The organism is Streptomyces sp. FIT100, from assembly GCF_024584805.1.
Taxonomy (GTDB): domain Bacteria; phylum Actinomycetota; class Actinomycetes; order Streptomycetales; family Streptomycetaceae; genus Streptomyces.
This window is the reverse complement of record NZ_CP075715.1, coordinates 3,996,545-4,020,453: the sequence shown is the minus strand read 5'-3', so window position 1 is coordinate 4,020,453 and position 23,909 is coordinate 3,996,545. Positions and strand designations below refer to the sequence as shown.

General features: G+C 70.2%; 22 protein-coding genes and 1 tRNA gene. 11 read left to right on the top strand and 12 right to left on the bottom strand.

The window, feature by feature from the left end; genetic code table 11:
- Nucleotides 1–172 precede the first annotated feature (172 nt).
- On the bottom strand, nucleotides 173–1,906 hold the full coding sequence (locus tag KK483_RS18055; protein ID WP_262006236.1) for a GAF domain-containing sensor histidine kinase: 1,734 nt from the start codon (nucleotides 1,904–1,906) through the stop codon (nucleotides 173–175).
- Between the two features lie 617 nt (nucleotides 1,907–2,523).
- Between KK483_RS18055 and KK483_RS18050 the strand changes: the two genes are divergently transcribed.
- Nucleotides 2,524–3,516, top strand: coding sequence for a nitroreductase (locus tag KK483_RS18050; protein ID WP_262009582.1), 993 nt, complete (start codon nucleotides 2,524–2,526; stop codon nucleotides 3,514–3,516).
- Between the two features lie 90 nt (nucleotides 3,517–3,606).
- Here the strand turns inward: KK483_RS18050 and KK483_RS18045 are convergent, their stop codons facing one another.
- Nucleotides 3,607–4,428, bottom strand: coding sequence for an alpha/beta fold hydrolase (locus KK483_RS18045; protein ID WP_262006235.1), 822 nt, complete (start codon nucleotides 4,426–4,428; stop codon nucleotides 3,607–3,609).
- Between the two features lie 288 nt (nucleotides 4,429–4,716).
- On the opposite strand from KK483_RS18045, the gene KK483_RS18040 reads away from it, so the two are divergent.
- Nucleotides 4,717–5,457, top strand: a complete 741-nt coding sequence (locus tag KK483_RS18040; protein ID WP_262006234.1) for a response regulator transcription factor — start codon at nucleotides 4,717–4,719, stop codon at nucleotides 5,455–5,457.
- The gene (locus KK483_RS18035) at nucleotides 5,454–6,602 is read left to right on the top strand and encodes a sensor histidine kinase (protein ID WP_399014276.1); all 1,149 of its coding nucleotides are present in this window, start codon (nucleotides 5,454–5,456) and stop codon (nucleotides 6,600–6,602) included. Before KK483_RS18040 ends, KK483_RS18035 begins: the two co-directional genes overlap by 4 nt.
- Before the next feature lie 154 nt (nucleotides 6,603–6,756).
- Here the strand turns inward: KK483_RS18035 and KK483_RS18030 are convergent.
- Nucleotides 6,757–6,843: transfer RNA gene (locus KK483_RS18030), tRNA-Leu, on the bottom strand.
- Nucleotides 6,844–7,184: 341 nt separating this feature from the next.
- Here KK483_RS18030 and KK483_RS18025 point away from each other — a divergent pair.
- The 6 genes from KK483_RS18025 to pknB all read left to right on the top strand — a co-directional run bounded on the left by KK483_RS18025 (nucleotide 7,185) and on the right by pknB (nucleotide 15,346).
- Nucleotides 7,185–8,078, top strand: a complete 894-nt coding sequence (locus KK483_RS18025; RefSeq protein WP_262006233.1) for a DUF3662 and FHA domain-containing protein — start codon at nucleotides 7,185–7,187, stop codon at nucleotides 8,076–8,078.
- A 10-nt stretch (nucleotides 8,079–8,088) separates the two neighbouring features.
- Nucleotides 8,089–8,601, top strand: a complete 513-nt coding sequence (locus KK483_RS18020; RefSeq protein ID WP_262006232.1) for an FHA domain-containing protein — start codon at nucleotides 8,089–8,091, stop codon at nucleotides 8,599–8,601.
- A gap of 168 nt (nucleotides 8,602–8,769) precedes the next feature.
- Nucleotides 8,770–10,260: a Stp1/IreP family PP2C-type Ser/Thr phosphatase gene (locus KK483_RS18015; RefSeq protein WP_262006231.1), complete on the top strand. Its 1,491-nt coding sequence runs from the start codon at nucleotides 8,770–8,772 to the stop codon at nucleotides 10,258–10,260.
- 40 nt (nucleotides 10,261–10,300) lie between these two features.
- Nucleotides 10,301–11,707, top strand: a complete 1,407-nt coding sequence (locus KK483_RS18010; RefSeq protein WP_262006230.1) for an FtsW/RodA/SpoVE family cell cycle protein — start codon at nucleotides 10,301–10,303, stop codon at nucleotides 11,705–11,707.
- Nucleotides 11,704–13,167 (top strand): penicillin-binding protein 2, encoded by a 1,464-nt coding sequence (locus KK483_RS18005; protein WP_262006229.1) that lies wholly within the window; start codon nucleotides 11,704–11,706, stop codon nucleotides 13,165–13,167. Before KK483_RS18010 ends, KK483_RS18005 begins: the two co-directional genes overlap by 4 nt.
- A gap of 181 nt (nucleotides 13,168–13,348) precedes the next feature.
- Nucleotides 13,349–15,346 carry a Stk1 family PASTA domain-containing Ser/Thr kinase gene (gene pknB / locus KK483_RS18000; protein ID WP_262006228.1) on the top strand — a complete coding sequence of 666 codons (1,998 nt, stop codon included), beginning with the start codon at nucleotides 13,349–13,351 and terminating at the stop codon, nucleotides 15,344–15,346.
- An 81-nt stretch (nucleotides 15,347–15,427) separates the two neighbouring features.
- Here pknB and KK483_RS17995 read toward each other — a convergent pair whose 3' ends face one another.
- The 6 genes from KK483_RS17995 to KK483_RS17970 are packed head-to-tail and all read right to left on the bottom strand — an operon-like array spanning nucleotide 15,428 to nucleotide 19,767.
- Nucleotides 15,428–16,102, bottom strand: a complete 675-nt coding sequence (locus tag KK483_RS17995; RefSeq protein ID WP_262006227.1) for a class E sortase — start codon at nucleotides 16,100–16,102, stop codon at nucleotides 15,428–15,430.
- Nucleotides 16,103–16,161: 59 nt separating this feature from the next.
- Complete coding sequence (locus KK483_RS17990; protein ID WP_262006226.1) at nucleotides 16,162–17,385, bottom strand: class E sortase; 1,224 nt, start codon at nucleotides 17,383–17,385, stop codon at nucleotides 16,162–16,164.
- Nucleotides 17,382–18,020 (bottom strand): aminodeoxychorismate/anthranilate synthase component II, encoded by a 639-nt coding sequence (locus KK483_RS17985; protein WP_262006225.1) that lies wholly within the window; start codon nucleotides 18,018–18,020, stop codon nucleotides 17,382–17,384. Before KK483_RS17985 ends, KK483_RS17990 begins: the two co-directional genes overlap by 4 nt.
- Nucleotides 18,017–18,175 carry a hypothetical protein gene (locus tag KK483_RS17980; RefSeq protein WP_262006224.1) on the bottom strand — a complete coding sequence of 53 codons (159 nt, stop codon included), beginning with the start codon at nucleotides 18,173–18,175 and terminating at the stop codon, nucleotides 18,017–18,019. Before KK483_RS17980 ends, KK483_RS17985 begins: the two co-directional genes overlap by 4 nt.
- A 55-nt stretch (nucleotides 18,176–18,230) precedes the next feature.
- Nucleotides 18,231–18,947 carry a class E sortase gene (locus tag KK483_RS17975; RefSeq protein WP_262006223.1) on the bottom strand — a complete coding sequence of 239 codons (717 nt, stop codon included), beginning with the start codon at nucleotides 18,945–18,947 and terminating at the stop codon, nucleotides 18,231–18,233.
- Nucleotides 18,948–18,999: 52 nt separating this feature from the next.
- Nucleotides 19,000–19,767 (bottom strand): DUF881 domain-containing protein, encoded by a 768-nt coding sequence (locus KK483_RS17970; protein ID WP_262006222.1) that lies wholly within the window; start codon nucleotides 19,765–19,767, stop codon nucleotides 19,000–19,002.
- Nucleotides 19,768–19,908: 141 nt separating this feature from the next.
- Here KK483_RS17970 and crgA point away from each other — a divergent pair, with 141 nt between their 5' ends.
- The gene (crgA, locus tag KK483_RS17965) at nucleotides 19,909–20,166 is read left to right on the top strand and encodes a cell division protein CrgA (RefSeq protein ID WP_262006221.1); all 258 of its coding nucleotides are present in this window, start codon (nucleotides 19,909–19,911) and stop codon (nucleotides 20,164–20,166) included.
- A gap of 255 nt (nucleotides 20,167–20,421) precedes the next feature.
- Here crgA and KK483_RS17960 read toward each other — a convergent pair whose 3' ends face one another.
- The gene (locus tag KK483_RS17960; protein ID WP_262006220.1) at nucleotides 20,422–21,318 is read right to left on the bottom strand and encodes a rhomboid family intramembrane serine protease; all 897 of its coding nucleotides are present in this window, start codon (nucleotides 21,316–21,318) and stop codon (nucleotides 20,422–20,424) included.
- A gap of 131 nt (nucleotides 21,319–21,449) precedes the next feature.
- Nucleotides 21,450–21,983, bottom strand: a complete 534-nt coding sequence (locus tag KK483_RS17955) for a peptidylprolyl isomerase (RefSeq protein WP_262006219.1) — start codon at nucleotides 21,981–21,983, stop codon at nucleotides 21,450–21,452.
- A 208-nt stretch (nucleotides 21,984–22,191) separates the two neighbouring features.
- On the opposite strand from KK483_RS17955, the gene KK483_RS17950 reads away from it, so the two are divergent.
- A complete protein-coding gene (locus tag KK483_RS17950; protein WP_262009580.1) occupies nucleotides 22,192–22,899 on the top strand; it encodes a DUF5324 family protein in 708 nt (235 codons plus the stop codon).
- Nucleotides 22,900–22,942: 43 nt separating this feature from the next.
- On the opposite strand, the gene KK483_RS17945 is transcribed toward KK483_RS17950, so the two are convergent.
- Nucleotides 22,943–23,569: a DUF6344 domain-containing protein gene (locus tag KK483_RS17945; RefSeq protein WP_262006218.1), complete on the bottom strand. Its 627-nt coding sequence runs from the start codon at nucleotides 23,567–23,569 to the stop codon at nucleotides 22,943–22,945.
- Nucleotides 23,570–23,909 lie beyond the last annotated feature (340 nt).

Sequence of the window (23,909 nt, the reverse complement as noted above, 5' to 3'; positions counted from 1 at the left end):
GCAGAACGGACACCAGGACCGCGAACGTCCGTACCGCTGAAGGGACTGAAGGACTGCCTCGCCCCGAAGCCAGCCCTCAGTTCCTCAGTTCCTCGGTTCCTCGGTTCCTCGGTTCCTCGGTTCCTCGGTTCCTCGGTTCCTCAGGTCCGCAGGCCCCCAGACCCTCAAGCCCTCACCCCAGCGGCACCCGCCACACGAGCCGGGTACCCCCCGTGGCCCCCGGCGCCACGCTCAGCTCACCGCCCAGCCTCAGGGCGCGCTCCTCCATGTTGCGCAGCCCGCTGCGCCGTCCGCTCCGTGTGACGTCCGCGTCCTGTGAAATGCCCACGCCGTCGTCCGTCACAGTCACCGTGAGCGCGCCGCCCTGGGCGACGAGCGAGATGTCGGCCGTCGTGGCGCGCGCGTGGCGGGCGACATTGGCGAGGGCCTCGCCGAGCACGGCCACGGCCTCGTCGGCGACCGGGCGCGGTACGTCCGTGTCGATCAGTCCCTCCATCCGCAGTCCTGGGGCGAAACCCAGGACCGACGTGGCCTCCTCGGCCGCGCGTACGGCACGGACCCGCAGCCCGGCCGGTACACCGGGGGCCTCGTGCTCACGGAGCCCGAAGATCGTCGACCGAATGATCTTGATGGTGGCGTCGAGGTCGTCGATCGCCCGCCCCAGTCGTTCGGCAGCCTCCGGGTGCTGCACAAAGCGTTGCGCGCTCTGGAGCGTCATACCGGTCGCGAACAACCGCTGGATCGCGAGGTCGTGCAGGTCCCTGGCGATCCTGTCGTGGTCGGCCAGCAGGCTCATCTGCTCGGCATCGCGCCGCCGTTCGGCCAGTTCGAGCGCGAGCGCGGCCTGGCCCGCGAACCCGGACAGCGGCGCGGTCTCCGTACCCGTGAAGACCGGCCTGCCGACGCCGCGGGCGAGTATCAGAACGCCCCGCATCCGCTCCCGCTCGCCCACCAGGACGGCCACCGTGGGGCCGCAGCCCTTCCACCGCTCCGGCTTGAACGTCACGCGCGGGTCGCCGGACGCGTCGGGCGTGGTGACCAGCCCGCCCTCGCTCGACATCGCCGCCCATGCGAACGTCCCTTTGCCGCCGGGCAGCACCACGCCGAGATGCCGCTCGGCGCCATGGCCGAGGGCGAACGCGCAGCGCAGACTCCCGTCCGGCTCGGCCAGGTAGACGAGGCCCAGCTCGGCTCTGGCGATCTGCCGCGCGCGGTCCAGCATCATCTCCAGCACCTGTGTCTCCGAGGAGCCGGACAGCAGTGCGCCGGTGAACTCCGCGCTCGCGGCCTGCCATCGGGCCCTGAGCCGGACCTCCTCGAAGAGACGCGCGTTCTCGATGGCGATGCCCGCCGCCACGGCGAGGGTCGAGAGCACCGCCTCGTCCTCGCCGTCGAACTCGACCCCTCCGCGCTTCTCCGTGAGGTAGAGGTTGCCGAACACCTCGTTGCCCACCCTGATGGGCACCCCCAGGAACGAGTGCATCGGTGGATGGTGTGCGGGGAAACCGGCGGAGGCGGCGTGCTCCGACAGCTCGGGCAGCCGGAGCGGCACGGGGTGCCGGATCAGCTCGCCCAGCAGTCCGTGCCCGGACGGCAGGTCGCCGATCTCCGCGCGCAGATCGTCGCTGATGCCCACCGGCAGGAACTCGGACAGCCGCTTGTCGTCGCCGATCACTCCGAGTGCGCCGTACTCCGCGTCCACGAGGACGACCGCAGCCCCCACGATCTCGCGGAGCACCTGCGAGAGATCAAGCCCCCGGCCGACGGACAGGACCGCCTCCAGCAGCCCGTTGAGCCGGTCCCTGGTGCCGCGGACCTCGTCGACGCGCACCTGGAGCTCTTCGAGCAGCTCGTCGAACCGCAGCCGCGGAATCCGGCCCGACTCGTCCTGGTCGTCCCGGCCCATGGTTCCTCCGCCGGTGTCACACGATCACGGCAGCCCTGCCTTTTCACCGTAACGCTTCCCGCCCGACCGGGCCCGGCCCGGCGGTTACGCTCCGTGACCTTGAAGTGTGACCGCGCAGAGCATGAAGAGGCGGAAAGGGCCCACCCGCTTCTCGCGGATCCTGATTGCGCGGTGCGCGGTCGCCGACCGCTTCTCCGCGTCTCTTTTCAGGGGCCCTTCCCGTCACTTCCATGGAAGCACCCCGCGCCCCGTGCCGCCAGGGCCGCCAGGGCCGCCAGGGCCGCCAGGGCCGCCGCGGCCAGCCGCGGCCGTCAAACCGGGCGGCCCGGCCGACCGGCCGAGGCCCTGCCCGTTCGGTCCGCCTCGCGGGACCGTTCGGCCCTCGAACGGCCTCGCCGGGCCGACCGACCCTTGGTCCTGAAGGAGGCCGACGGCCGGTCCGCCGCGGGCCGCCCGAGAAGGGCAGCCGCAAGAGAGCCGACAGGAGCAGGGGAATGATGAAGCACAGCAAGGCCGGCAGCCTGGCGGAGGGCGCGCTCTCACCATCCCGTGTCACCACCGTCGCCGGCGACGACCTGGTCGAAGCCCTTGTGAAGGACGCGACGTCGGCCCCCTCCATGCACAACGCACAGCCCTGGACGTTCCGCTTCCTGCGTGAAAGCGGCGTGCTGCAACTGCGCGGCGATCCGGACCGTACGATGCCGAGGACCGACCCGGCGCCGCACCGGGCGCTCCATCTCGGCTGCGGGGCCGCGCTGTTCAATCTGCGGGTGGCGGCCGCGCACGCCGGTCGGGAAGCCCTGACCACGTTGCTGCCCGACCCCGCCGATCCCTGGCTGCTCGCCGAGGTGAGCGTGGCCGGGTCCCGTCCTGACGACGACGATCTCGCCGCCCTCCACCCGGCGATCCACCGCCGTCACACCAGCCGGTTCCCGTTCACCGACGAGGAGGTCCCGGAGGCCATCCTGGACGGCCTGCGCGGCGCCGCGCTGCTGGAGGGCGCCCGGCTGTACGTACCCGACGCATGGCACGTGCGGTCGGTACTGGACCTGGTCCACGACGCCGAAGGCCGCGAGGCGGCGGACGCAGCGGCACGAGCGGAGACGGCCCGCTGGACCGAAGCCGGGCCCGGAACCGGAGCCGGAAGCGGGACCGGAGCCGAAGCCGGGACCGGGACCGGAGCCGGGACCCGGGACGGAAAGGGCGAGGACGCCCGGCAGGACGGAATCCCCGCCTACGCCTTCGGCCCCCGCCAGCACGATGTGACCGCCCCCGTACGGGACTTCGCCGGCCGCAGGCTGCTCCCCGGCCGCGGCACCGCCGCCTTCGAGAAGCAGCCCTGTCTCGCTCTCCTCGGCACCGTCCACGACCGTCCCGCCGACTGGCTGCGAGCCGGCCAGGCGCTGGAACGCATCCTGCTCCAGGCCACCCTGGACGGCCTGGTCACCTCGCTGACCTCGCAGGCCCTCGAATGGCCCGACCTGCGCTGGGCCGTACGCGACCCGGGGTCGGCGATGGGCCACGTACACATGGTCATCCGCCTCGGATACGGCCCCACGGGACCGGCGACACCGCGCCGCCCGGTCCCCGATGTCCTCGACATCGTGTGACTATCCCGCCGAACCGGAAGTACCGCCGTACCCGCCGGACCGGGACCCGCCGTGCCCGCCAGACCGGACCATCGGACCAGACCGGACCCGTCAGACCGGAAGCATCGCCGGGCGCAGAGTGAGATGCGTGGCGAGGAAGGCCCACATGGCCGGCGCCATCCTCTGCGCCAGGTCCTCGGCCGTGCACAGGTCGGCGGAGAGAGCGATGTTGGCGAGGTGCCCGTGGGGGAGGGCGCGGGCGATCTGCTCGGCCGAGGCCGGCGGGTGCCGGTGGTCGCTGCCCGGGATGATCAGCGTCGGAACCGAGATCGCGGCCAGGTCGGCGACGCTGGCGAAGGCCCGGTCGCGGCCGATCGCGCAGGCCGCGGCGATGCTGTCGGGGTCCGAGCGGGGTATGGCGTCGCGAACCAGGTTCCCGACCACCGGCGCGAGGCGCGGCAGGATGGGCCGCCAGGCGGCGTCGATCCCCTCGTCGCGCACGCGCGCCGCGAAGCTTTCCCGCAACGCCGTCTCGGCCTCGTGCCCGGCGTCGTCCTCGATGCCCTCGGCGCTGATGACGACGCCGGCCCTGATGTACTCGGGATGGACGGCAGCGGTGCGCAGCGTGATGGTGCCGCCCATCCCGGTACCGCCCAGGGCCGCCTCGCAGAGTCCCAGATGGCTGAGGAGGGCCACGACGTCGTCGATGTACTGCGCCCATGTGTGCCGGGCGGGGTCGGTGCACACCGAGCGCCCGTAACCGCGGATGTCCGGCAGGACGACCGTGTAGCTCTCGGCGAGCCGACGGGCCAGGGGGACGAGGCTCTGGTGGTCCCGGCCCTCGCCGTGCAGCAGGACGACGGTCGGTCCCGTCCCGAGCGTGGCGGCGTGCAGGGAGCAACCATCGCTGCCGTGGAAGCTGAACGTGTCCATCGTCATCCTCCAGTCGCCTGATCCGGTCCACTGACCGGTCGGCACAGCCGCGTCGCTGACACCTGCCGTTGACCAGGGCCGTGCGCCGTGCGTCACACGTCCCAGAATTCGCGAAAACGTGCCCCCGCAGCCATCCGGCAGATGTCCGGAATCGCCCCGCCGACCGGCTGCCCCCGACCCCGCCGCACGGCCGGTACCGGCCTCGGGGACCTGCACGGCGCCCCTCCGCGTGGTACGAATCGGACAGTGGTCCAGTGGCCCAGCGGTCCGACGGCGAGTGGAGCACACGTGATCCGGGTGATGGTGGTCGACGACGAGGCCCTGATCCGATCGGGCTTTCAGCACATCCTCGACACGGCGGAAGACATCGAGGTCGTGGCGGCGGTACAGGGCGGCCAGGCCCTCCGGACGGCCGAGGAGGTACGTCCCGACGTCGTACTGCTGGACATCCGCATGCCGGACGTGGACGGGCTGACCGTCCTGGCCGGCCTCCGGAAGCTGCCGCACCCTCCGGTGGTGGCCATGCTCACGACGTTCGACATGGACGAGTACGTGGCGACGGCCCTCCGCTCGGGCGCGGCGGGCTTCCTGCTGAAGGACACCGACCCCGAGGGGCTGCCGTTCCTGGTGCGGGCCCTGGCCGAGGGCGGCACCGTACTGTCGTCCAAGGTCACCCGGACCGTCGTGGACGGCTATCTGGAGGCCGGCTGCCAGGAGAACGCCACCCACTGCCTCGACCGGCTCACCGAACGCGAGCGCGCCGTCCTCGCCCTGGTCGCCGAGGGGCTGTCGAACAGCGACATCGCCGCGCGGATGCACCTGAGCACCGGCACGGTCAAGGACCATGTCAGCGCCATTCTGACCAAGCTGGAGGTGGGCGGCCGCGTCCAGGCCGCCCTGCTCGCCGAACGGGCCGGCCTTCTCCGACCGCCCCGGGACCGGCGGCCCCAGCCGGACCAGCGGTACCAGGGCGACCAGCCGGGCCAGCCGCCGTACCAAAGGGAACCGCGGGATCAGGAGAGAGGATGACCACCCGAGCAGAGCGGATCACGCCCCATGGATCGGGGATCACCCCGCGCCGCATCCCCGCCCCGGTGCTGGACGCCGCCCTCGTCGTGGCGGCACTGCTCGATGTCTGGGTCAACGTCGACCCCGACGAGTCGCTGCGCATGGCGGCCGCCCTGGTCGCCGCCTTCTCCCTGCTCCTGCGCCGCCGGCTGCCCCTGGTCACCTTCCTGCTCACGCTGCCCGCCGTGCTGCTCTCCGACGCGATCTTCGCCGCGCTGGCCGGGCTGTACACGCTCGCCTCGCTCACCCGCAGCCGTTGGCTGCTGGGCCTGTGCGCGCTGGCGTTCACCGTCAGCAACCTGACCACCTGGCCCGCACTGGACTTCGACCTGTCGAAGCCATCGACCATCATCGCGCTCGGCTACACCGCGGCGACGGCGGCCGCTCCCGTCTTCCTCGGCCAGCTCGTCCAGACCCGGCGCGATCTGTCCCTGCGGATCGCGGAGATCTCCGAGGCGCGCGACCACGAGCGGCTGCTGACCGCCCAGACCGCGCTGGCCAAGGAACGCGCGCAGCTCGCCCGGGAGATGCACGACGTGGTCTCCCACCAGGTCAGCCTGATCGCGGTGCGGGCCGGGGCGCTCCAGGTCGGCACCCAGGACGCCGAGGTCAAGGAGGCCGCGGCCACGATCCGGCGGCTGAGCGTGCAGACCCTGGACGAGCTGCGGCACATGGTCAGCGTCCTGCGCGCCGCCGGCGGCCGGCCCACCGAGCTCACCCCGCAGCCGTCCCTGGCCGATCTGCAGCGGCTGGTCGACAGCAGCGGTATCGAGGCTCAGCTGCAGACGGATCTGCCCGACGGCCTTGCGCCGACGGTCCAACGGGCCCTCTACCGCACCGTGCAGGAGGCGCTGACGAACGTACGCAAGCACGCCCCCGGCGCCGCCGCGACCGTCCGCATCGGCCACCAGACCGGCACCGTCCACGCCACGGTCACCAACACGGCACCGACCCGGCCTCCGCTCCCCCTGCCCAGTGCCCACTACGGCCTGGTCGGTCTGCGGCAGCGCGCCGCGCTCCTCGGCGGCACCGTCACCTCGGGCCCGACGGCCGACGGCGGCTACGAGCTGCGCCTTGAGCTCCCGGCCGGATCAGGGCCACCGTGACATATGCCACGCTGTGTGTTCATTCACGTAAGAACCGCCCAAAACATCACCCCGGCCGAGCACCCACCGGCTTCGCAAGCTTCGCGGACACAACGAGAAACGGGCCCCCACCAGGACTTTCGTCACTGTTGGAGACCCGTTTCACCGGTTTCTCTGGTGCGCGAGGGGGGAGTTGAACCCCCACGCCCTTGCGGGCACTGGAACCTGAATCCAGCGCGTCTGCCTATTCCGCCACCCGCGCATTGGGTGTTGCCGCTGCTTCCCTCACTCGATTGGTGTGGTTCGCCTTGCGACATGCAGAACATTAGCACGCTGCCGAGGGTCGATTCACATCCGTTTGTTTCGGGGACCCCGCCGCTGAGGAGGAAAGAGGAGGGGCAGAGTGAGGGGTCTCCCCCCTCTCCTCCGGAGCGCTCCGGAGGTGCGGGACACTGTCAGGAGGTCGCCTCTACGATCCGTGGGGAGATCCGTGTGAGAGGTGACACTCATCGACGGGGCAGACAAGGGGAACCAGCCGATTTCCCGACGCGTGGATACGATCAGTAAGCAGTACCAGGACGGCAACGACGGAGGAGGTGCCCCATGGGAGTCCTGAAGCGTTTCGAACAAAGACTCGAAGGTCTCGTCAACGGCACCTTCGCGAAGGTCTTCAAGTCCGAGGTCCAGCCGGTCGAGATCGCGGGCGCCCTCCAGCGCGAGTGCGACAACAACGCGACCATCTGGAACCGCGAGCGAACCGTCGTGCCCAACGACTTCATCGTGGAGCTGAGCGCACCGGACTTCGAGCGCCTCAGCCCCTACTCGGGCCAGCTCGGCGACGAACTCGCGGGCCTGGTCCGGGACTACGCCAAGCAGCAGCGGTACACCTTCATGGGACCGATCAAGGTCCATCTGGAGAAGGCCGACGACCTGGACACCGGTCTGTACCGGGTCCGCAGCCGCACGCTCGCTTCGAGCACGTCGCAGTCGCCCGCCGACCGCGCACCCGCCCGGCCCGGAGGCCCCGGAGCCGGAGCCGGAGTGGGAGCGGGCCCACAGGGCTCCTACGCGGGCGGCCCGCAGGGCGGCGGCTACGGCTACCCGCCTGCCGGTGCCCCTCCCATGCCGTCCGCACCGCCGCCGGGCATGAGCCGGCCGGGCCAGGCGCCCGCCGACCACCCGCCGGCCACGGCCCCCGGCCCGATGCCGGGCGCCCAGGTGCGCCGCTGGATCGAGATCAACGGCACCCGCCACCAGATCTCCCGCCCGACGATGGTGCTGGGCCGCAGCACCGACGCCGACGTGCGGATCGACGACCCCGGCGTTTCCCGCCGGCACTGCGAGATCCGGACCGGAACGCCCTCGACGATCCAGGATCTCGGGTCCACCAACGGCATCGTGGTGGACGGGCAGCACACCACCCGCGCTACGCTCCGCGACGGCTCGCGGATCGTCGTGGGCAGCACCACCATCGTTTACCGGCAAGCCGAAGGGTGAAGCGGGGGCAATGTCAGAGCTGACCCTTACGGTCATGCGGCTGGGTTTCCTGGCCGTTCTGTGGCTGTTCGTCATCGTGGCCGTCCAGGTCATTCGCAGCGACCTGTTCGGTACGCGCGTCACACAGCGCGGCTCGCGCCGTGGTGACGCCGCGCGGCCGCAGCAGGCCGCCCGCCAGGCGGCGGCACCGCCCCCGCAGCGCCAGCAGTCCGGGCGGCAGCGCCGGGGGGCGCCCACCAAGCTCGTCGTCTCCGAGGGCAGCCTCACCGGCACCACGGTCGCCCTCCAGGGGCAGACGATCACGCTGGGCCGCGCGCACGATTCGACGATCGTGCTCGACGACGACTACGCGTCCAGCAGGCATGCCAGGATCTACCCGGACCGTGACGGCCAGTGGATCGTCGAGGACCTCGGGTCCACCAACGGCACCTATCTCGACCGGACCCGACTCACCACCCCGACACCGATTCCGCTTGGCGCGCCGATCCGCATCGGCAAGACCGTCATCGAGCTGCGGAAGTAGTACGACAATGAGCGAGCGGAGCGAGCGAGCCGCGGAGGTCCGCACGGCGGACCCCGCAGCGGTCCCGGCAGTGGGCCGGGACAGGCAGCTCCCGACCGGAGGGTGGGCAGTGTGGCTCGAGACCGGCTGGCGCGACAATCGGCTGGCGAGCCGACGGGCGAGGTGCGCATGAGTCTGTCACTGCGCTTCGCCGCCGGATCGCACAAGGGCATGATCCGGGAGGGCAACGAGGACTCCGGTTACGCCGGCCCGCGCCTTCTCGCGATCGCGGACGGCATGGGCGGCCAGGCCGCCGGTGAGGTCGCCTCCTCCGAGGTCATCTCCACGCTCGTCCAGCTCGACGACGACGTACCGGGCTCGGACATCCTCACCTCGCTCGGCACCGCCGTGCAGCGTGCCAACGACCAGCTGCGCGCGATGGTCGAGGAGGACCCCCAGCTCGAGGGCATGGGCACCACCCTGACCGCGCTGCTGTGGACCGGCCAGCGGCTCGGCCTCGTCCACGTCGGCGACTCCCGCGCCTATCTGCTCCGCGACGGCGTCCTCACCCAGATCACCCAGGACCACACCTGGGTGCAGCGCCTCGTCGACGAGGGCCGGATCACCGAGGAAGAGGCCACCACCCACCCGCAGCGCTCCCTGCTGATGCGCGCACTGGGCAGCGGCGACCACGTCGAGCCCGACCTCTCCATCCGCGAGGTCAGGGCCGGCGACCGCTATCTGATCTGCTCCGACGGACTGTCCGGCGTCGTCTCGCACCAGACGATGGAGGACACCCTCGCCAGCTACCAGGGCCCGCAGGAGACCGTGCAGGAGCTGATCCAGCTCGCGCTGCGCGGCGGCGGCCCCGACAACATCACCGTGATCGTCGCGGACGTCCTCGACGTCGACGGCGGTGACACCCTCGCCGGGCAGCTCAACGACACCCCGGTCATCGTCGGCGCGGTCGCCGAGAACCAGGCGCAGCACAACGACGGCGGAGCCATGCAGACCCCCGCGGGCCGCGCCTCCGGCCTCGGCCGCCGGGTCCCCCCGCCCCATGCCGGCTTCGGGCCCCCCGGGAGCGGCGACGACGGCTACGGCGGGATGCCGCCCGAGGGCAGCTTCGGGGCGTACACCGACGACGACTTCATCAAGCCGCGCACCGGCCGCAAGTGGCTGAAGAGATCCTTCTTCACCATCCTCGCGCTCGCCATCGCCGGCGGCGGTCTGTACGGCGCCTGGCGCTGGACGCAGACCCAGTACTACGTCGGGGCCAAGGACAAGCACGTCGCCCTCTACCGGGGCATCAGCCAGGACCTGGCCTGGTTCTCGCTCTCGGAGGTCGAGAAGGACCACCCCGAGATCGAACTCAAGTACCTGCCGCCCTACCAGCAGAAGCAGGTCGAGGACACCATCACCGAGGGCAGCCTCGACGACGCGCGCGACAAGATCCAGGAGCTCGCCTCGCAGGCGTCCGCCTGCAAGAAGGACGAGGAGCGCCGCGCCGCCGCCGACCGGGCGTCCGACGCGCCGCCCGGTGAGGGCCAGGCCGGCGGTACGGCCGGCAAGCCCGCCACCCAGACCGCCACGACCCAGCCGACCGCAGCGACTCCCACTCCGGGCCCCACCCTCTCGGAAGAGGAGCAGAAGCTGGCCTCGAACTGCGGCAAGCAGTGAGCGGTACAGCGGCAATCCCGTAGGGGGGCCTTTCTTCACCATGAGCGTTGTCACCAACACGACCACCATCGGCGCGATCGAGCTGCCGAGCCGCCGCAACACCGAGCTGGTGCTGCTGGGCTTCGCCGTCGCCATCCCGGTCTTCGCGTACCTGAACGTCGGCCTCGCGCTCGACGGCACGGTGCCCCCGGGCATGCTCGGATACGGCCTCGGCCTCGGCCTGATGGCGGGCATCGCCCATATCGTGGTGCGGAAGTTCGCGAAGTACGCCGATCCGCTGCTGCTTCCGCTGGCGACCCTGCTCAACGGCCTCGGCCTGGTGCTGATCTGGCGCCTCGACCAGTCCCCGAGGCTGCTGGCGCGCAGCGACTTCTCGCCGCAGGCCACCAACCAGCTGATGTACTCGGCGCTGGGCATCGCGCTCTTCGTGGGCGTGCTGCTCATCATGAAGGACCACCGCATCCTCCAGCGCTTCACGTACATCTCGATGGTGGCGTCGCTGGTGCTGCTGCTCCTGCCGATCGTCCCGGGCCTCGGCGCGGACGTCTTCGGCGCGAAGATCTGGATCCGCGTCGGCGGCTTCTCCATCCAGCCCGGCGAGTTCGCGAAGATCGTCATCGCGGTCTTCTTCTCCGGCTACCTGATGGTGAAGCGCGACGCGCTGGCGCTCGCCAGCCGCCGCTTCATGGGCCTCTATCTGCCGCGCGGCCGCGACCTCGGCCCGATCCTCACGATCTGGGCGATGAGCCTGCTCGTCCTCATCTTCGAGAACGACCTCGGCACCTCGCTGCTGTTCTTCGGCATGTTCGTGATCATGCTGTACGTCGCCACCGAGCGGACCAGCTGGATCGTCATCGGTCTGCTGATGTCCGCGGGCGGCGCGGTCGTCGTCGCCTCGTTCGCCGGTCACGTCCAGGCCCGTGTCAACGCCTGGATCGACCCGTTCGTCTGCCGCGAGACGTCCGTCGCCTGCGACCAGATGACCCAGGTCCTGATGTCCTTCGGCGCCGGCGGCACCCTCGGCACCGGCCTCGGCCAGGGCAACTCCGACCTCATCCAGTTCGCCGCCAACTCCGACTTCATCTTCGCCACCGTCGGCGAGGAGCTCGGACTTGCCGGCGTGATGGCCTTCCTGCTGCTCTACGGTCTGATCATCGAGCGCGGCATCCGCACCGCGCTCGCCGCGCGCGACCCGTTCGGCAAGCTGTTCGCGATCGGCCTCTCCGGCGCCTTCGCCCTCCAGGTCTTCGTCGTCGCCGGCGGTGTCATGGGCCTCATCCCGCTCACCGGTATGACCATGCCGTTCCTCGCGGCCGGCGGCTCCTCCGTGATCGCGAACTGGGCCCTGATCGGCATCCTGATCCGCATCAGCGACACGGCCCGCCGCCCCGCGCCCGCCCCCGCTCCGAACCCCGACGCCGAGATGACCCAGGTGGTCCGACCGTGAACAAGCCCCTGCGCCGAATCGCGATCTTCTGCGGACTCCTCGTCCTCGCCCTGATGATCCGGGACAACTGGCTCCAGTACGTCCGCGCCGACGAGCTGAACACCCACAAGTTCAACCGCCGCGTCCAGATCGAGCGTTACGCCTACGAGCGCGGCAACATCATCGTCGACGGCAAGCCCATCACCGGCTCCGTGCTGACGAACGACACCGACTTCAAGTACAAGCGCACCTACGTCGACGGCCCCATGTGGGCGCCCGTCACCGGGTACGCCTCGCAGGCGTACGACGCCAACCAGATCGAGAAGCTCGAGGACGGCATCCTCAGCGGCAACGACGACCGGCTCTTCTTCGACCGCACGATGGCGATGTTCACGGGTGACAAGAAGAAGGGCGGCAATGTCGTCACGACCCTGAACGGCAAGGCGCAGCGCGCCGCGTTCGAGGGCCTCGGCGACAAGAAGGGCGCCGTCGCGGCCATCGACCCGCGCACCGGCAAGATCCTCGCGCTCGCCTCGACGCCGTCGTACGACCCGTCCACCTTCGCCGGCTACTCCGGCAAGGACGAGAAGTCCTGGATCGCGCTGGAGAAGGACAAGGACAAGCCGAAGCTGAACCGCGCGCTGCGCGAGATCTACCCGCCCGGCTCCACGTTCAAGGTGCTCACGGCCGCCGCCGCACTGGAGCACGGCGTCGTCACGGACATCGACGCCCCGACCGACACCCCCGAGCCGTACATCATCCCGCTGTCCCGCACGCCGATGAAGAACCAGCACGGCGGCTGCGAGAAGGCGAGCCTGAACGAGGCCCTGCGGGTCTCCTGCAACTCCGTCTTCGCCAACCTCGGCGACAAGGTCGGCCGGGACAAGATGGTCGAGACGGCCCAGAAGTTCGGCTTCAACAACCCCGAGATCGACACCCCGGTCCGCGCCGCCGCCTCCGTCTACGACACGAAGATGGACGCGGGCGGCAACGCCCAGTCGGCGATCGGCCAGTTCAACACGGCCACCACGCCGCTCCAGATGGCCATGGTCACGGCGGCGATCGCCAACGACGGCAAGCTCATGAAGCCGTACATGATCGACCAGCTCGAGGCGCCCAACCTCGACGTCCTCCAGAAGACCGAGCCGGAGGAGATGAACCGCCCGCTCTCGGAGAAGAACGCGCAGCTCCTCCAGCAGATGATGGAGAACGTCGTCAAGAAGGGCACCGGCAGCAACGCGGCCATCGACGGCGTGACGGTCGGCGGCAAGACCGGCACCGCCCAGCACGGCGTCGGCAACAGCAAGCGGCCGTACGCCTGGTTCATCTCCTACGCCAAGACGGACGAGGGCTCGCCGGTCGCGGTGGCCGTCGTGGTCGAGGACTCCAGCGGCACCGCCCGTGACGACATCAGCGGTGGCGGCCTCGCCGCGCCCATCGCCAAGAAGGTGATGCAGGCGGTGCTCGACAGCAAGGAGTGACGCATGTCACTGCCCTGGCTTCATCCCGCCTCATAAGCGCACAATGCGATACCGGTCCCATATCAGGTCCCGGCCATGGGCGGATCAGGTGCGGCGTGGCCGGTAGCGTATGCGCGAGCAGCACACCGCCGGAGCACCCACACGGGTGCGGTCGGGACTGACGGAGAGGGCTGGAACAGTTATGGAAGAGCCGCGTCGCCTCGGCGGCCGGTACGAGCTGGGCTCGGTGCTCGGCCGTGGTGGCATGGCCGAGGTCTACCTCGCCCATGACACTCGGCTCGGCCGCACCGTCGCCGTGAAGACGCTGCGGGCCGATCTCGCCCGCGACCCGTCCTTCCAGGCCCGGTTCCGCCGTGAGGCCCAGTCGGCCGCCTCGCTGAATCATCCTGCGATCGTCGCCGTGTACGACACCGGCGAGGACTACGTGGACGGCGTCTCCATCCCGTACATCGTGATGGAGTACGTCGACGGCTCCACGCTCAGAGAGCTGCTGCACTCCGGGCGCAAGCTGCTGCCCGAGCGCACGCTGGAGATGACCATCGGCATCCTCCAGGCGCTCGAGTACTCGCACCGCAACGGCATCGTCCACCGCGACATCAAGCCGGCGAACGTCATGCTGACGCGCACCGGTCAGGTCAAGGTCATGGACTTCGGCATCGCGCGCGCCATGGGCGACGCGGGCATGACCATGACCCAGACCGCCGCTGTCATCGGCACCGCCCAGTACCTCTCCCCGGAACAGGCCAAGGGCGAGCAGGTCGACGCCCGGTCCGACCTCTACTCCACCGGCTGTCTGCTGTACGAGCTGCTGACGGTCCGGCCGCCGTTCGTCGGGGACTCCCCGGTCGCGGTCGCCTACCAGCACGTACGGGAAGAGCCGCAGCCGCCGAGCGTCTTCGACCCCGAGATCACGCCCGAGATGGACGCGATCGTCCTCAAGGCACTGGTCAAGGACCCGGACTACCGCTACCAGTCCGCCGACGAGATGCGCGCCGACATCGAGGCGTGCCTCGACGGCCAGCCGGTCGCGGCGACCGCGGCGATGGGCTCGGTCGGCTACGGCGCCGGATACGGCTCCCAGCACGGCCACGGCGACGACCAGCCGACGACGGCGCTGCGCCAGGCCGACCCGGCGGGCCAGACGTCGATGCTGCCGCCCATGAACCCGGACGACGGCGGCTACGGCTACGACGACCGCCCGGACCGCCGCCGCCAGAAGAAGGCGAACACGTCGACGATCCTGCTGGTGCTCGCGGGCATCCTCGTCCTCGTCGGCGCGATCCTCATCGGCAAGTCGGTCTTCGGCGGGGGTGGCGGCACCGGCGCGATCGCCGTCCCGAACCTCGTGGGCCAGCCCTTCGACGAGGCCAAGCGGCTGGCGACCAACGCGAAGGTCGAGATCGAACGCGCGGGGACCACACGCTGCGACGAGCCCAAGGGCAGCATCTGCAGCCAGACGCCCGCCGCCACCGACGGCGCCAAGATGAACGAGGGCGAGACCATCCAGGTCGTCGTCTCGGAGGGCGCGCCGCTGGAGGAGGTGCCCGACGTCACCGAGAAGTCCGAGGACAACGCCACCAAGATCCTCGAGGACAAGGGCTTCGACGTCGAGACCGAGTCGGTCGAGTCCGAGCAGGAGCCGGGCACGGTCGTCAGCCAGGACCCCGAGGGCGGCTCCAAGGTCGAGAAGGGGACTGCTGTCACCCTGAAGATCGCCAAGCAGGAGCAGGAGACGGTTCCGGCCGTGGTGGGCTCGCAGATCGCCGCCGCGCGGGACCAGCTCTCGAAGCTCGGCTTCAACGTCGTCGAGCAGCCCGTCGACTCGGACAAGCCCGCGGGCGAGGTCGTGGCCCAGACCCCGGAGGGCAACTCCAAGCAGGCGAAGGGCGCCACGGTGACCCTGCAGGTCTCCAAGGGCCCGCAGACGCCGCAGACGCAGGTGCCTGAGGTCAGGCTCAAGAAGGTCGGCGAGGCCAAGCAGCTCCTGGCCGATTCCGGTTACACGAACATCCAGTTCGCGCAGGGCAGCCCCACCGACGACAACGCGATCGTCGTGAACATGAGTCCGCAGCCCGGTACCGCGGCCGACCCGGCGTCCACGCCGATCGTGCTCCAGACAACGCCCGGGAACGGTCAGAACGGCAACGACGGCGGCATCTTCGGCGGACGCAACGGCTAGCCGTTCGGCCCGCCCCGGCGCCGCCCGGAACGCGAGAAGCCCCGGCCCCCTTGAGGGGGCCGGGGCTTCTGCCATCCGCGGCTAGCTCAGCTCCGCCGGCTTCGTACGGTCCTTGTCGACCTTCTCCGTGCGCTCCAGTTCGCCCCAGACGATGTAGCGGTAGTCCGAGGTGTAGATGGGCGTGCAGGTCGTCAGCGTGATGAAGCGGCCGGGCTCGGTCCTGCCCGACTCCTCCGGGACCGGCTGGAGCACGTCCACGTTGTACTTGGACGTCTCCTTGAGGTCCTTGAAGACCTTGTAGATGTACCAGGTGTCCTTCGTCTCGAAGACGATCGAGTCACCGGTCTTGAGCTTGTGGATGTTGTGGAACTTGGCGCCGTGCCCGTCGCGGTGCGCGGCCAGTGCGAAGTTGCCCTGCCTGTCGGCGGGGAGGGCCGAGGCGATGGGGTCGGTGTAGTAGCCCGCGACACCGTCGTTGAGGGTCTTGGCGTCGGTGCCCTTCTTGACGAGCACCTCGCCGTTCTTCATGGCGGGCACGTGGAGGAAGCCGATGCCGTCCTTGGTGTCCAGGGCGCCCGGGCCGCCCGCCCAGCGGTCGCGGACGGTGTTGCTGTCCTCGGCGGCCGCGCGGTCGGCAAGGACGTTCGTCCACCACAGCGAGTAGACGACGAAGAGGGCCAGCAGCACCCCCGCGGTGATCAGCAGCTCGCCGAAGACACTGATGACGCCGGCGATCCGGCTGCGCGCACGTGCCACTGCACCTGTCCCTGTCCTGTTCTTGTTTCTTGTCGTCCTGGAGTGCGTTCGTACATCCGTCAGCCGACGAGCGCGTCGGGCTTGCCCTTGCTGCGCGGGCGTTCGTCGACCATCTTGCCCCACACGATCATTCGATACGTACTCGTGAACTCGGGGGTGCACGTGGTCAGTGTGATGTACCGGCCGGGCTGGGTGAAGCCCGATCCGGGCGGCACGGGCCCGATCACGCCGACGTTGGACGGCGAGGTCTGCGGAAGGATGCTCGCCATCTCGTACGTGTAGTACGCGTCCCGTGTCTCGACGACGATCGGATCGCCGGGCGTGAGCCGGTTGATGTAACGGAACGGCTCCCCGTGGGTGTTGCGGTGGCCCGCGACCGCGAAGTTGCCCTGTTTGTCGGCGGGCATGGCCGTCTTGAGGGTCCCCTCGGCGTAGTGGCCGACCATGCCGCGGTCGAGCACCTGGTGCTTGTCGATGCCCTCGGCGATGGGGACGACCACGTCGAGCTTGGGGATGTGCATGATGGCGAAGCCCTGGCCCGGCTCGAAGGCGCCGGGCGCGCGGCCCTTCGCCCAGTCGTCCTGGATCTGGTTGGTGGCCGCGTTGGCCTGCTGGCCCGCGAGGATGTTCGTCCACCACAGCTGGTAGGTGACGAACAGCAGCATGAGCACGCCGATGGTGATGAAGAGCTCACCGAAGACCCGGCTGGCGATAACCGCCGGGCTGTCCTTCTGGGCGCGAGCGGCCCTGCGGGCCTCGACACGGGACATCGGGGCGCCGCCGGCTCGCGTCGACGGTCCGGCGGTCGCCGGTGCGGCACGCCGCCGTCCACGGCCCTTGGCGGCGCGTCTGCGCTCCGCTCGCCCCCCGGTCGGCTGCTCGGGCACGGCGGAGGCGGCCTCGCGGGTCTCTTCGGTCAGCAGCGCGACGGTCTCGTCGTCGGGGACGGGCGCGGGCGGGGGGACGTAAGCCGCCCGCGGCTCCTGTACGGGCGCATACGGCTCCGGGGCGGGTGCGTAGCCGCCCTGAGGCTGCGGCTGAGGCGCAGGAGCGGGTGCGGACCCGGACCCGGACACGGGCCCGTGCCCGGTCCCGTGTCCGGGCGCGTGCTGGTGCCCGGGAACGTACGAGGGCTGCGCCTGCTGCCCGTACCAGTCCCGCCGGTACCCCTCCGGGTCGTACCACTCCTGGGGCTCGTAAGGCGCGTACGGGTCGTGCGGCTCCGGCGGCTGCTCGGGCACAGGCTCGGCCCGGAACCACGGCGATCCCCCCTCGCCGCTCACGCCAGAGCCTTGCCCACCACCGGCGCCAGCCCTGCCGAGCGGCCGACCGCGCCCGTGTCCCCGCACTGCTCAAGCCAGTTCGCCAGCATCAGATGGCCGTGCTCGGTGAGGACGGACTCGGGGTGGAACTGCACGCCCTCGACGGCGAATTCACGATGTCGTAGCCCCATGATGATGCCGTCCTCCGTGCGCGCGGTGACCTCCAGCTCGTCCGGCACCGTCTGCGGCTCGGCAGCCAGCGAGTGATAGCGGGTCGCCGTGAAGGGCGAGGGCAGCCCCGCGAAGACGCCCTTGCCCTCGTGGAGCACGGGCGAGGTCTTGCCGTGGAGCAGCTCGGGTGCCCGGTCCACGACGCCGCCGTAGGCCACGGCCATCGACTGCATGCCGAGGCAGACGCCGAAGACGGGCACTCGGGTCGAGGCGCAGTGGCGGACCATCTCGATGCACACACCCGCCTGTTCGGGCGCTCCGGGGCCGGGCGACAGGAGCACACCGTCGAAGCCGTCCTGCGCGTGCTCGGTGGACACCTCGTCGTTGCGCACCACTTCGCACTCCGCACCCAGCTGGTACAGGTACTGGACGAGGTTGAAGACGAAGCTGTCGTAGTTGTCGACGACGAGAATCCGCGCGCTCACTGGTCCACCGTCACATCATTGAACGGAAGCAGCGGCTCCGCCCAGGGAAAGACGTACTGGAACAGCACATAGACGACCGCGAGGACCAGCACGAGCGAGATGAACGCCCGCACCCATGCGTTGCCCGGCAGATGCCGCCAGATCCAGCCGTACATGCCGTCCCTTTCGTTCGGTACGGGACCAGACTAAAGGGCACCGGGGGCCCGTGGGTCAGCTGTGGAAAGCTTCCGGCCTGCCCTGCGTCACAGGCTGGGTGGCATCGAGGTGCGCCCAGGCGATGAGCCGGTGGCTGCTGCCCCACTCGGGTTCGCACGTGGTCAGCGTCAGATAGCGGCCCGGCCCGTCGAAACCGGACCGGCCGGGGACGGGGTCGATCACGGCGACGTCGCCGGGGACCGTCCGGTAGGGCCGCTGCTTGATCCGGTACGTGAACCAGGTCGTTCCGTCGTTGAGGATCACCGCGTCCCCGGGGCGCAGCTTCGGGAAGTCCTTGAACGGGTCTCCGTACGTGCGCCGGTGCCCGGCCACCGAGAAGTTGCCCGTCTCACCGAGCCGGGCGGTCCTCGCGTAGTGGCCGAGGCCCTTCTTCAGGGTCCCGGCCGACGTGCCCTCCAGGACGGGCCAGTCCCAGCCCGCACCGAAGCGGGGGATGTACATCACGGCGAAGGGCTTGCCGGGCGCGTACGCCTTCGGAGCGGGCGGGGCGGACGCCGGCTCGGGCGAATCCGACGGTCCCGACGGTTCCGGTGCCGGCGTCGACGGCTCTACGGGGAGGCGTACCCACTCCTCCTGGAGCCTGACGATCTCGCCGTCGGCAGCGTCGGCGGCCTTCACACCGGTCCAGAACAGTACGTACACCACGAAGAGCACGATCACGGTGCCGACGGTGATGCAGATCTCGCTGAAGGTCCTGACGATCAGGCGCACATGCCGCGCACCTTGCACATGTCGCACCGACACCGGCCGGCCTCCCGGGGGGCTACTGCACGGGCTTCGCGTAGTGGAGATCCACTGTGCCCGAGTAGCCGGGGAGAGTCACCGCCTCGCGCTCCTCGACTTTCCAGCCCAGCCCGTACGCCTGCACGTACAGCTGGTAGTTCTGGATCGCGGGCGACGCGGTCAGCGCGCGCTTGAGCCTGCCGGGGTCACCGACGGCCGTGATCTTGTACGGCGGCGAGTAGACGCGGCCCTGGAGGATCAGGGTGTTGCCCACGCAGCGCACGGCGCTGGTGGAGATCAGCCGCTGGTCCATGACCTGGATGCCCTCGGCGCCGCCCTGCCAGAGCGCGTTCACGACGGCCTGAAGGTCCTGCTGGTGGATCACCAGGTCGTTGGCCTGCGGTTCCGGGTAGCCGGGGGCGGCCTGGGCGTTCGGCGGCGCATCATTGAGGGTGACGGACACGGCCCGACCGCTGAGCTTCCTGGTCCCCGCGACCTCCTCCAGCGCCCGGAGCTTCTCGTCCTCGGCCTTGGTGGAGCCGTCGTCACGGCCGGCGAGGGCTTCGACGTCCTCGCGGAGCGCCGCCGTGGACTCGTCGAGCCCGGCGTTCCTGTGGCTGCGCTGCTCGATCAGGTCGGAGAGCTTCAGCAGCGAGTCGTCGGTGCGGAGGTTGGTGCCCTTGGCCGTGTTGAAGCTGGTGACGAAGATCAGTCCGGCGAGCGCGAAGACGGCAGCCGTCAGCAGCCGGACCGGTCGCCTGTCGAAGCGGCGGACCGGCCCTTGGGGGGTGCCGACGGAATTGCTCAACGTACCCTTACTCCTACGGTGGCCGCGGAAGCACTACGCTAACGGACGCCCGGGGGAGGTAGTGATCCCCCTCGCCCCGCCCCGGCGCCAGCCACAAGTTTCCCTGCGCGGTCACGCAGCGCATCGACAGGAGAGTTCCTCGTGCCGAAGTCACGTATCCGCAAGAAGGCCGACTTCACGCCGCCGCCCGCCGCGAAGCAGGCGACCAGCATCAAGCTGACGAACCGCAGCTGGGTCGCACCGGTGATGCTGGCACTGTTCCTCATCGGACTGGCCTGGATCGTCGTCTTCTACGTCACTGACGGCAAGCTGCCCATCGACGCCCTCGGCAACTGGAACATCGTGGTCGGCTTCGGCTTCATCGCCGGTGGTTTCGCCGTCTCCACACAGTGGAAGTAGCGGCTGTCAAGCCCTGCCCCAAGGTTATCCACAGCGTTGTCCACAGCAGTGGGAAAAGGTCTGACGATCTGTGGATAACTCAGGGAGAGTTGACGCCGATGTGACTGCGGAGGCCAATCCAGCGACATCCGCCACCTCTGTCCGCCCCTTGTCCGTGCTGGGAAAACCCAGCTCAGCGACAAGGGGCACAGTTGTTCTCCACGGGATGCACAAGATCCACCACACGCTGTGGACAACTCTGGGGAAAGCTCCTGCTCAGGTGAGCGACAGCGTCCTCAGGACGACGGTCACGATCACGGCGAGCAGAACGAGCGCGCACGTCCCGTACTGCACGAGCGCCCGCCGCTCGCGGGGGGCGTGCACCATGCCGAAGGCAATGACCGTGCCCGCGATGAGGCCGCCGACGTGGGCCTGCCAGGCGATGCCGCTCCAGGTGAAGGTGAAGAGCAGGTTCAGCGCGAGGAGCGCGATCACGGGGCGCAGATCGTAGTTGAGCCGGCGCATCAGCACGACGGTGGCGCCGAGCAGGCCGAAGATCGCTCCGGAGGCGCCCAGCGAGGGCTGGTTCGGCGCCGTGAGCAGATAGGTCATGGCGCTGCCGGCCAGTCCCGAGATCAGGTACAGCGCCAGGTAGCGCGCCCGGCCGAGCGCGGCTTCGAGCGGGCCGCCGAGCCACCACAGTCCCAGCATGTTGAAGGCGATGTGCCAGATCTCCTCGTGCAGGAACATCGCGGTGACCAGCCGGTACCACTCGCCGTCGGCGACGCCGACCACCTGGACCGTCTGGGGGTTGATCGCCAGCCCGATCAGATCGAGCTGGTTGACCAGGGCCTTGCTGGAGAGCGCGGCGAAGAAGACCAGGAGGTTGATCCCCAGCAGGATCTTCGTGACGAGCCGCGGGTCACCGGACGTGAGCGTCGCGCCCGCGATCGTGCGGGGTGCGCTCGCGGCCGCCGCGTGTCCCGTACCGGAACCGGCGCGCACACAATCCGGGCACTGGAAGCCGACCGAGGCGCTGACCATGCACTCGGGGCAGATCGGCCGCTCACAGCGCGTGCAGCTGATGCCCGTCTCCCGGCCGGGGTGGCGGTAGCAGCTCGGCAGCCCGTGTGCTGCCCGGGACTGGTCCGGGCTTCCTGGCGCCTGATCCATGAGGTCCCCTCGTCTTCCGCGTCGTCGGCGCGGGCTCACGCACAATGCTTCGCCCCGCTCGTCTTACGGACGAGCGGGGCGTAAAGGTTCCCGCAGGGGAACCGGCCCTCCGCAGAGTGCCCCCGCGGGGGTCAGCCCTCGCGGGTCTCCACGACGACGGACTCGATCACCACGTCGTTGACGGGGCGGTCGGTGCGCGGGTTGGTCTGGGCGGCCGCGATGGTGTCCACGACCTTCTTGCTGGCCTCGTCGGCGACCTCACCGAAGATGGTGTGCTTGCGGGTCAGCCAGGCGGTCGGCGCCACGGTGATGAAGAACTGCGAACCGTTGGTGCCCGGGCCGGCGTTGGCCATGGCCAGCAGGTACGGCTTGTCGAAGGCCAGGTCCGGGTGGAACTCGTCCGCGAACTCGTACCCCGGGCCGCCCGTGCCGTTGCCCAGCGGGTCGCCGCCCTGGATCATGAAGCCGCTGATCACCCGGTGGAAGACCGTGCCGTCGTACAGCCTGTCCGTGGACTTCTTACCGGTCGCCGGGTGCGTCCACTCGCGCTCGCCGGTGGCGAGCTCGGTGAAGTTCTTGACCGTCTTGGGCGCGTGGTTCGGCAGAAGCCGGACATTGATGTCGCCGTGGTTGGTCTTCAGGGTGGCGTAAAGCTGCTCGGCCACGATCTGCCTTCCTTGAGTCTGCTCTGACGACTACCGATCCTCGCACGGAACGGGCGCCGGCACAGAAAGCGTGACCCGGATGCCCGCACCGCATGCCGTGGCAGCGCACAGCGGGCATGATTTCGAAAAGGGTGGAAAGGCGAACTGTGCCTTGCCTGGGACGACAACCCCCCAGACCCCCGCGAACGCCACCGATGAGGAGGATCCCGTGACCCGCATGGACAGCGTGCGCGCCGCGACCGGTACGGCGAAGGACAGCGTGCTGCACGCCGCGGAAGTGGTGGCGCCCTACGCCGACACGGCAATGGACCAGGCGGCGCATTACGCGAACGAGGCCCGCGTGCGCCTCGCACCGCATGTGTCCCGGGCCGCGCACCAGGCCCGTCGCCAAGCTCGTGTTCAGTACGAATCGCTCGTCGCACCGTATGTTCCGGACGCTGCTCAACGGGTCGCCGTCACGACCCGTCGTGCCGCACGCCAGGCGGCGGACTACACGGTTCCGCGGATCGAGCAGGCGGTCGCGGTGGCTCAACCCGTGGGGGAAGAGGCCGTGGCCCGATCCACAGCCGCCCTGGCCGCGCTGCGCGGTCAGGTTTCGGCGAAGGACATTCAGAAGCTGGTCAGGAAGCGGGAGCGGCGGGCTCGCTGCGGGCGTGCCGCCAAGGGCGTGGCCGTCCTCGGCGTGCTGGCCGCAGGGCTCTTCGTCGCCTGGCGGTGGTGGGACAAGCAGGCAAATCCCGACTGGCTGGTCGAACCGCCCGCTCCCACCGAGGTCCGTGACTCCGACTCCGACTCCGGCACGGGCACCGGCACTCCGCTGACGTCAGTCGACGGGGATGGCCAGTCGGTGCTGGACCCGGAGGTTCGGGCGAAGCAGGAGAACGAGTCCGAGGCGGACCGCGAGGACCGTCGCTGACCTGTCCAGTGGGCGCCGGGAGAGCCGAGTGCTTCCCGGCGCCTCATGCTGCCGTGGCCGGCGCGACCGCTGTGTCGCCGGCGCGCGGCGTGGCGGGGAGCGCCCGGTGCCCGGTGCGCGGCACGGTGGCGAGCGTCCTGTCGGCGGCCGCGGTAGCGGTGGCGGTGCCTGCGCTGCGTGCGCTGGCTGCGGTGGCGGTGCCTGCGGTGGCCGGCGCAGGCGGCGCGGCGGTCAGCGCCCTGTCGCCGGTGCGCGGCGGGCTGGTCAGCGTCCTGTCGCCGGTGCGCGGCGCGGCGGCGGGCGCCGAGTCGGCGGCCTGCGACCAGATGCCGAGGAGGTCGTCGACGGTTTCGGGCGCCGCGGGCAGATGGCGCACCGACGGTGTCGCGCCGTGGGCCTCCGCCCTGATGCGCTGCTTGATCGTCGGCGGCAGCGACCGGTCCCACGGGCTCCGTTGGCGCCCGATCACCGCCTGATGCCTGTCGTGTCGTTGGCCGTGCCGGGCGTCCGCGCTCTGCGGCGTCTTCCGGGCGGCGGGCTCCTCCGGGCGCCGGGTGGCGGGCTGCTGGGCGGCGGAGGCAGCCGGGGTGGCGAACCCCAGCTGGGCGAGCAGTGCGACAAGCAGGGAGAAGAAGGCGGTCCACAACATCTTGACCTTGACGGCGGCCATGGCCCCTCGCTTTCGGGTAGGGCGCTTTACATACCTTCCTCATGATGTGGATGCATCTCGGGAATTCCGGGATCTACGCGACGGGTCGGCAGATCTTCGGATGAACACCACCCGTACGGCCCAGGGGCGGCGTCGGCCCCGGGGCGGCGGACTGCCCCGGACAGGCCGCGGAACCCTTGTGCCGTAAGGCGAGGAGCCCTCCTAGCGCCGGAGTACCGGCGCCGCAACTCGAAGCGGCCGCGGCCGCATGGGCCGGACGTGCACGCGACCCACGGGACACGGGGACACGGACGGAAAACGCCCAGGGCCCGGGCCCGCCTGCTGAGGCGGTCCCGGACCC

Excerpts from the sequence above, each read along its gene's own strand:
- KK483_RS18055 (WP_262006236.1), bottom strand. The coding sequence starts at position 1,906 with ATGGGCCGGGACGACCAGGACGAGTCGGGCCGGATTCCGCGGCTGCGG.
- KK483_RS18050 (WP_262009582.1), top strand. The coding sequence starts at position 2,524 with ATGCACAACGCACAGCCCTGGACGTTCCGCTTCCTGCGTGAAAGCGGC.
- KK483_RS18045 (WP_262006235.1), bottom strand. The coding sequence starts at position 4,428 with ATGGACACGTTCAGCTTCCACGGCAGCGATGGTTGCTCCCTGCACGCC.
- KK483_RS18035 (WP_399014276.1), top strand. The coding sequence starts at position 5,454 with ATGACCACCCGAGCAGAGCGGATCACGCCCCATGGATCGGGGATCACC.
- KK483_RS18025 (WP_262006233.1), top strand. The coding sequence starts at position 7,185 with ATGGGAGTCCTGAAGCGTTTCGAACAAAGACTCGAAGGTCTCGTCAAC.
- KK483_RS18020 (WP_262006232.1), top strand. The coding sequence starts at position 8,089 with ATGTCAGAGCTGACCCTTACGGTCATGCGGCTGGGTTTCCTGGCCGTT.
- KK483_RS18015 (WP_262006231.1), top strand. The coding sequence starts at position 8,770 with ATGAGTCTGTCACTGCGCTTCGCCGCCGGATCGCACAAGGGCATGATC.
- KK483_RS18010 (WP_262006230.1), top strand. The coding sequence starts at position 10,301 with ATGAGCGTTGTCACCAACACGACCACCATCGGCGCGATCGAGCTGCCG.
- pknB (WP_262006228.1), top strand. The coding sequence starts at position 13,349 with ATGGAAGAGCCGCGTCGCCTCGGCGGCCGGTACGAGCTGGGCTCGGTG.
- KK483_RS17980 (WP_262006224.1), bottom strand. The coding sequence starts at position 18,175 with ATGTACGGCTGGATCTGGCGGCATCTGCCGGGCAACGCATGGGTGCGG.
- KK483_RS17960 (WP_262006220.1), bottom strand. The coding sequence starts at position 21,318 with ATGGATCAGGCGCCAGGAAGCCCGGACCAGTCCCGGGCAGCACACGGG.
- KK483_RS17945 (WP_262006218.1), bottom strand. The coding sequence starts at position 23,569 with ATGGCCGCCGTCAAGGTCAAGATGTTGTGGACCGCCTTCTTCTCCCTG.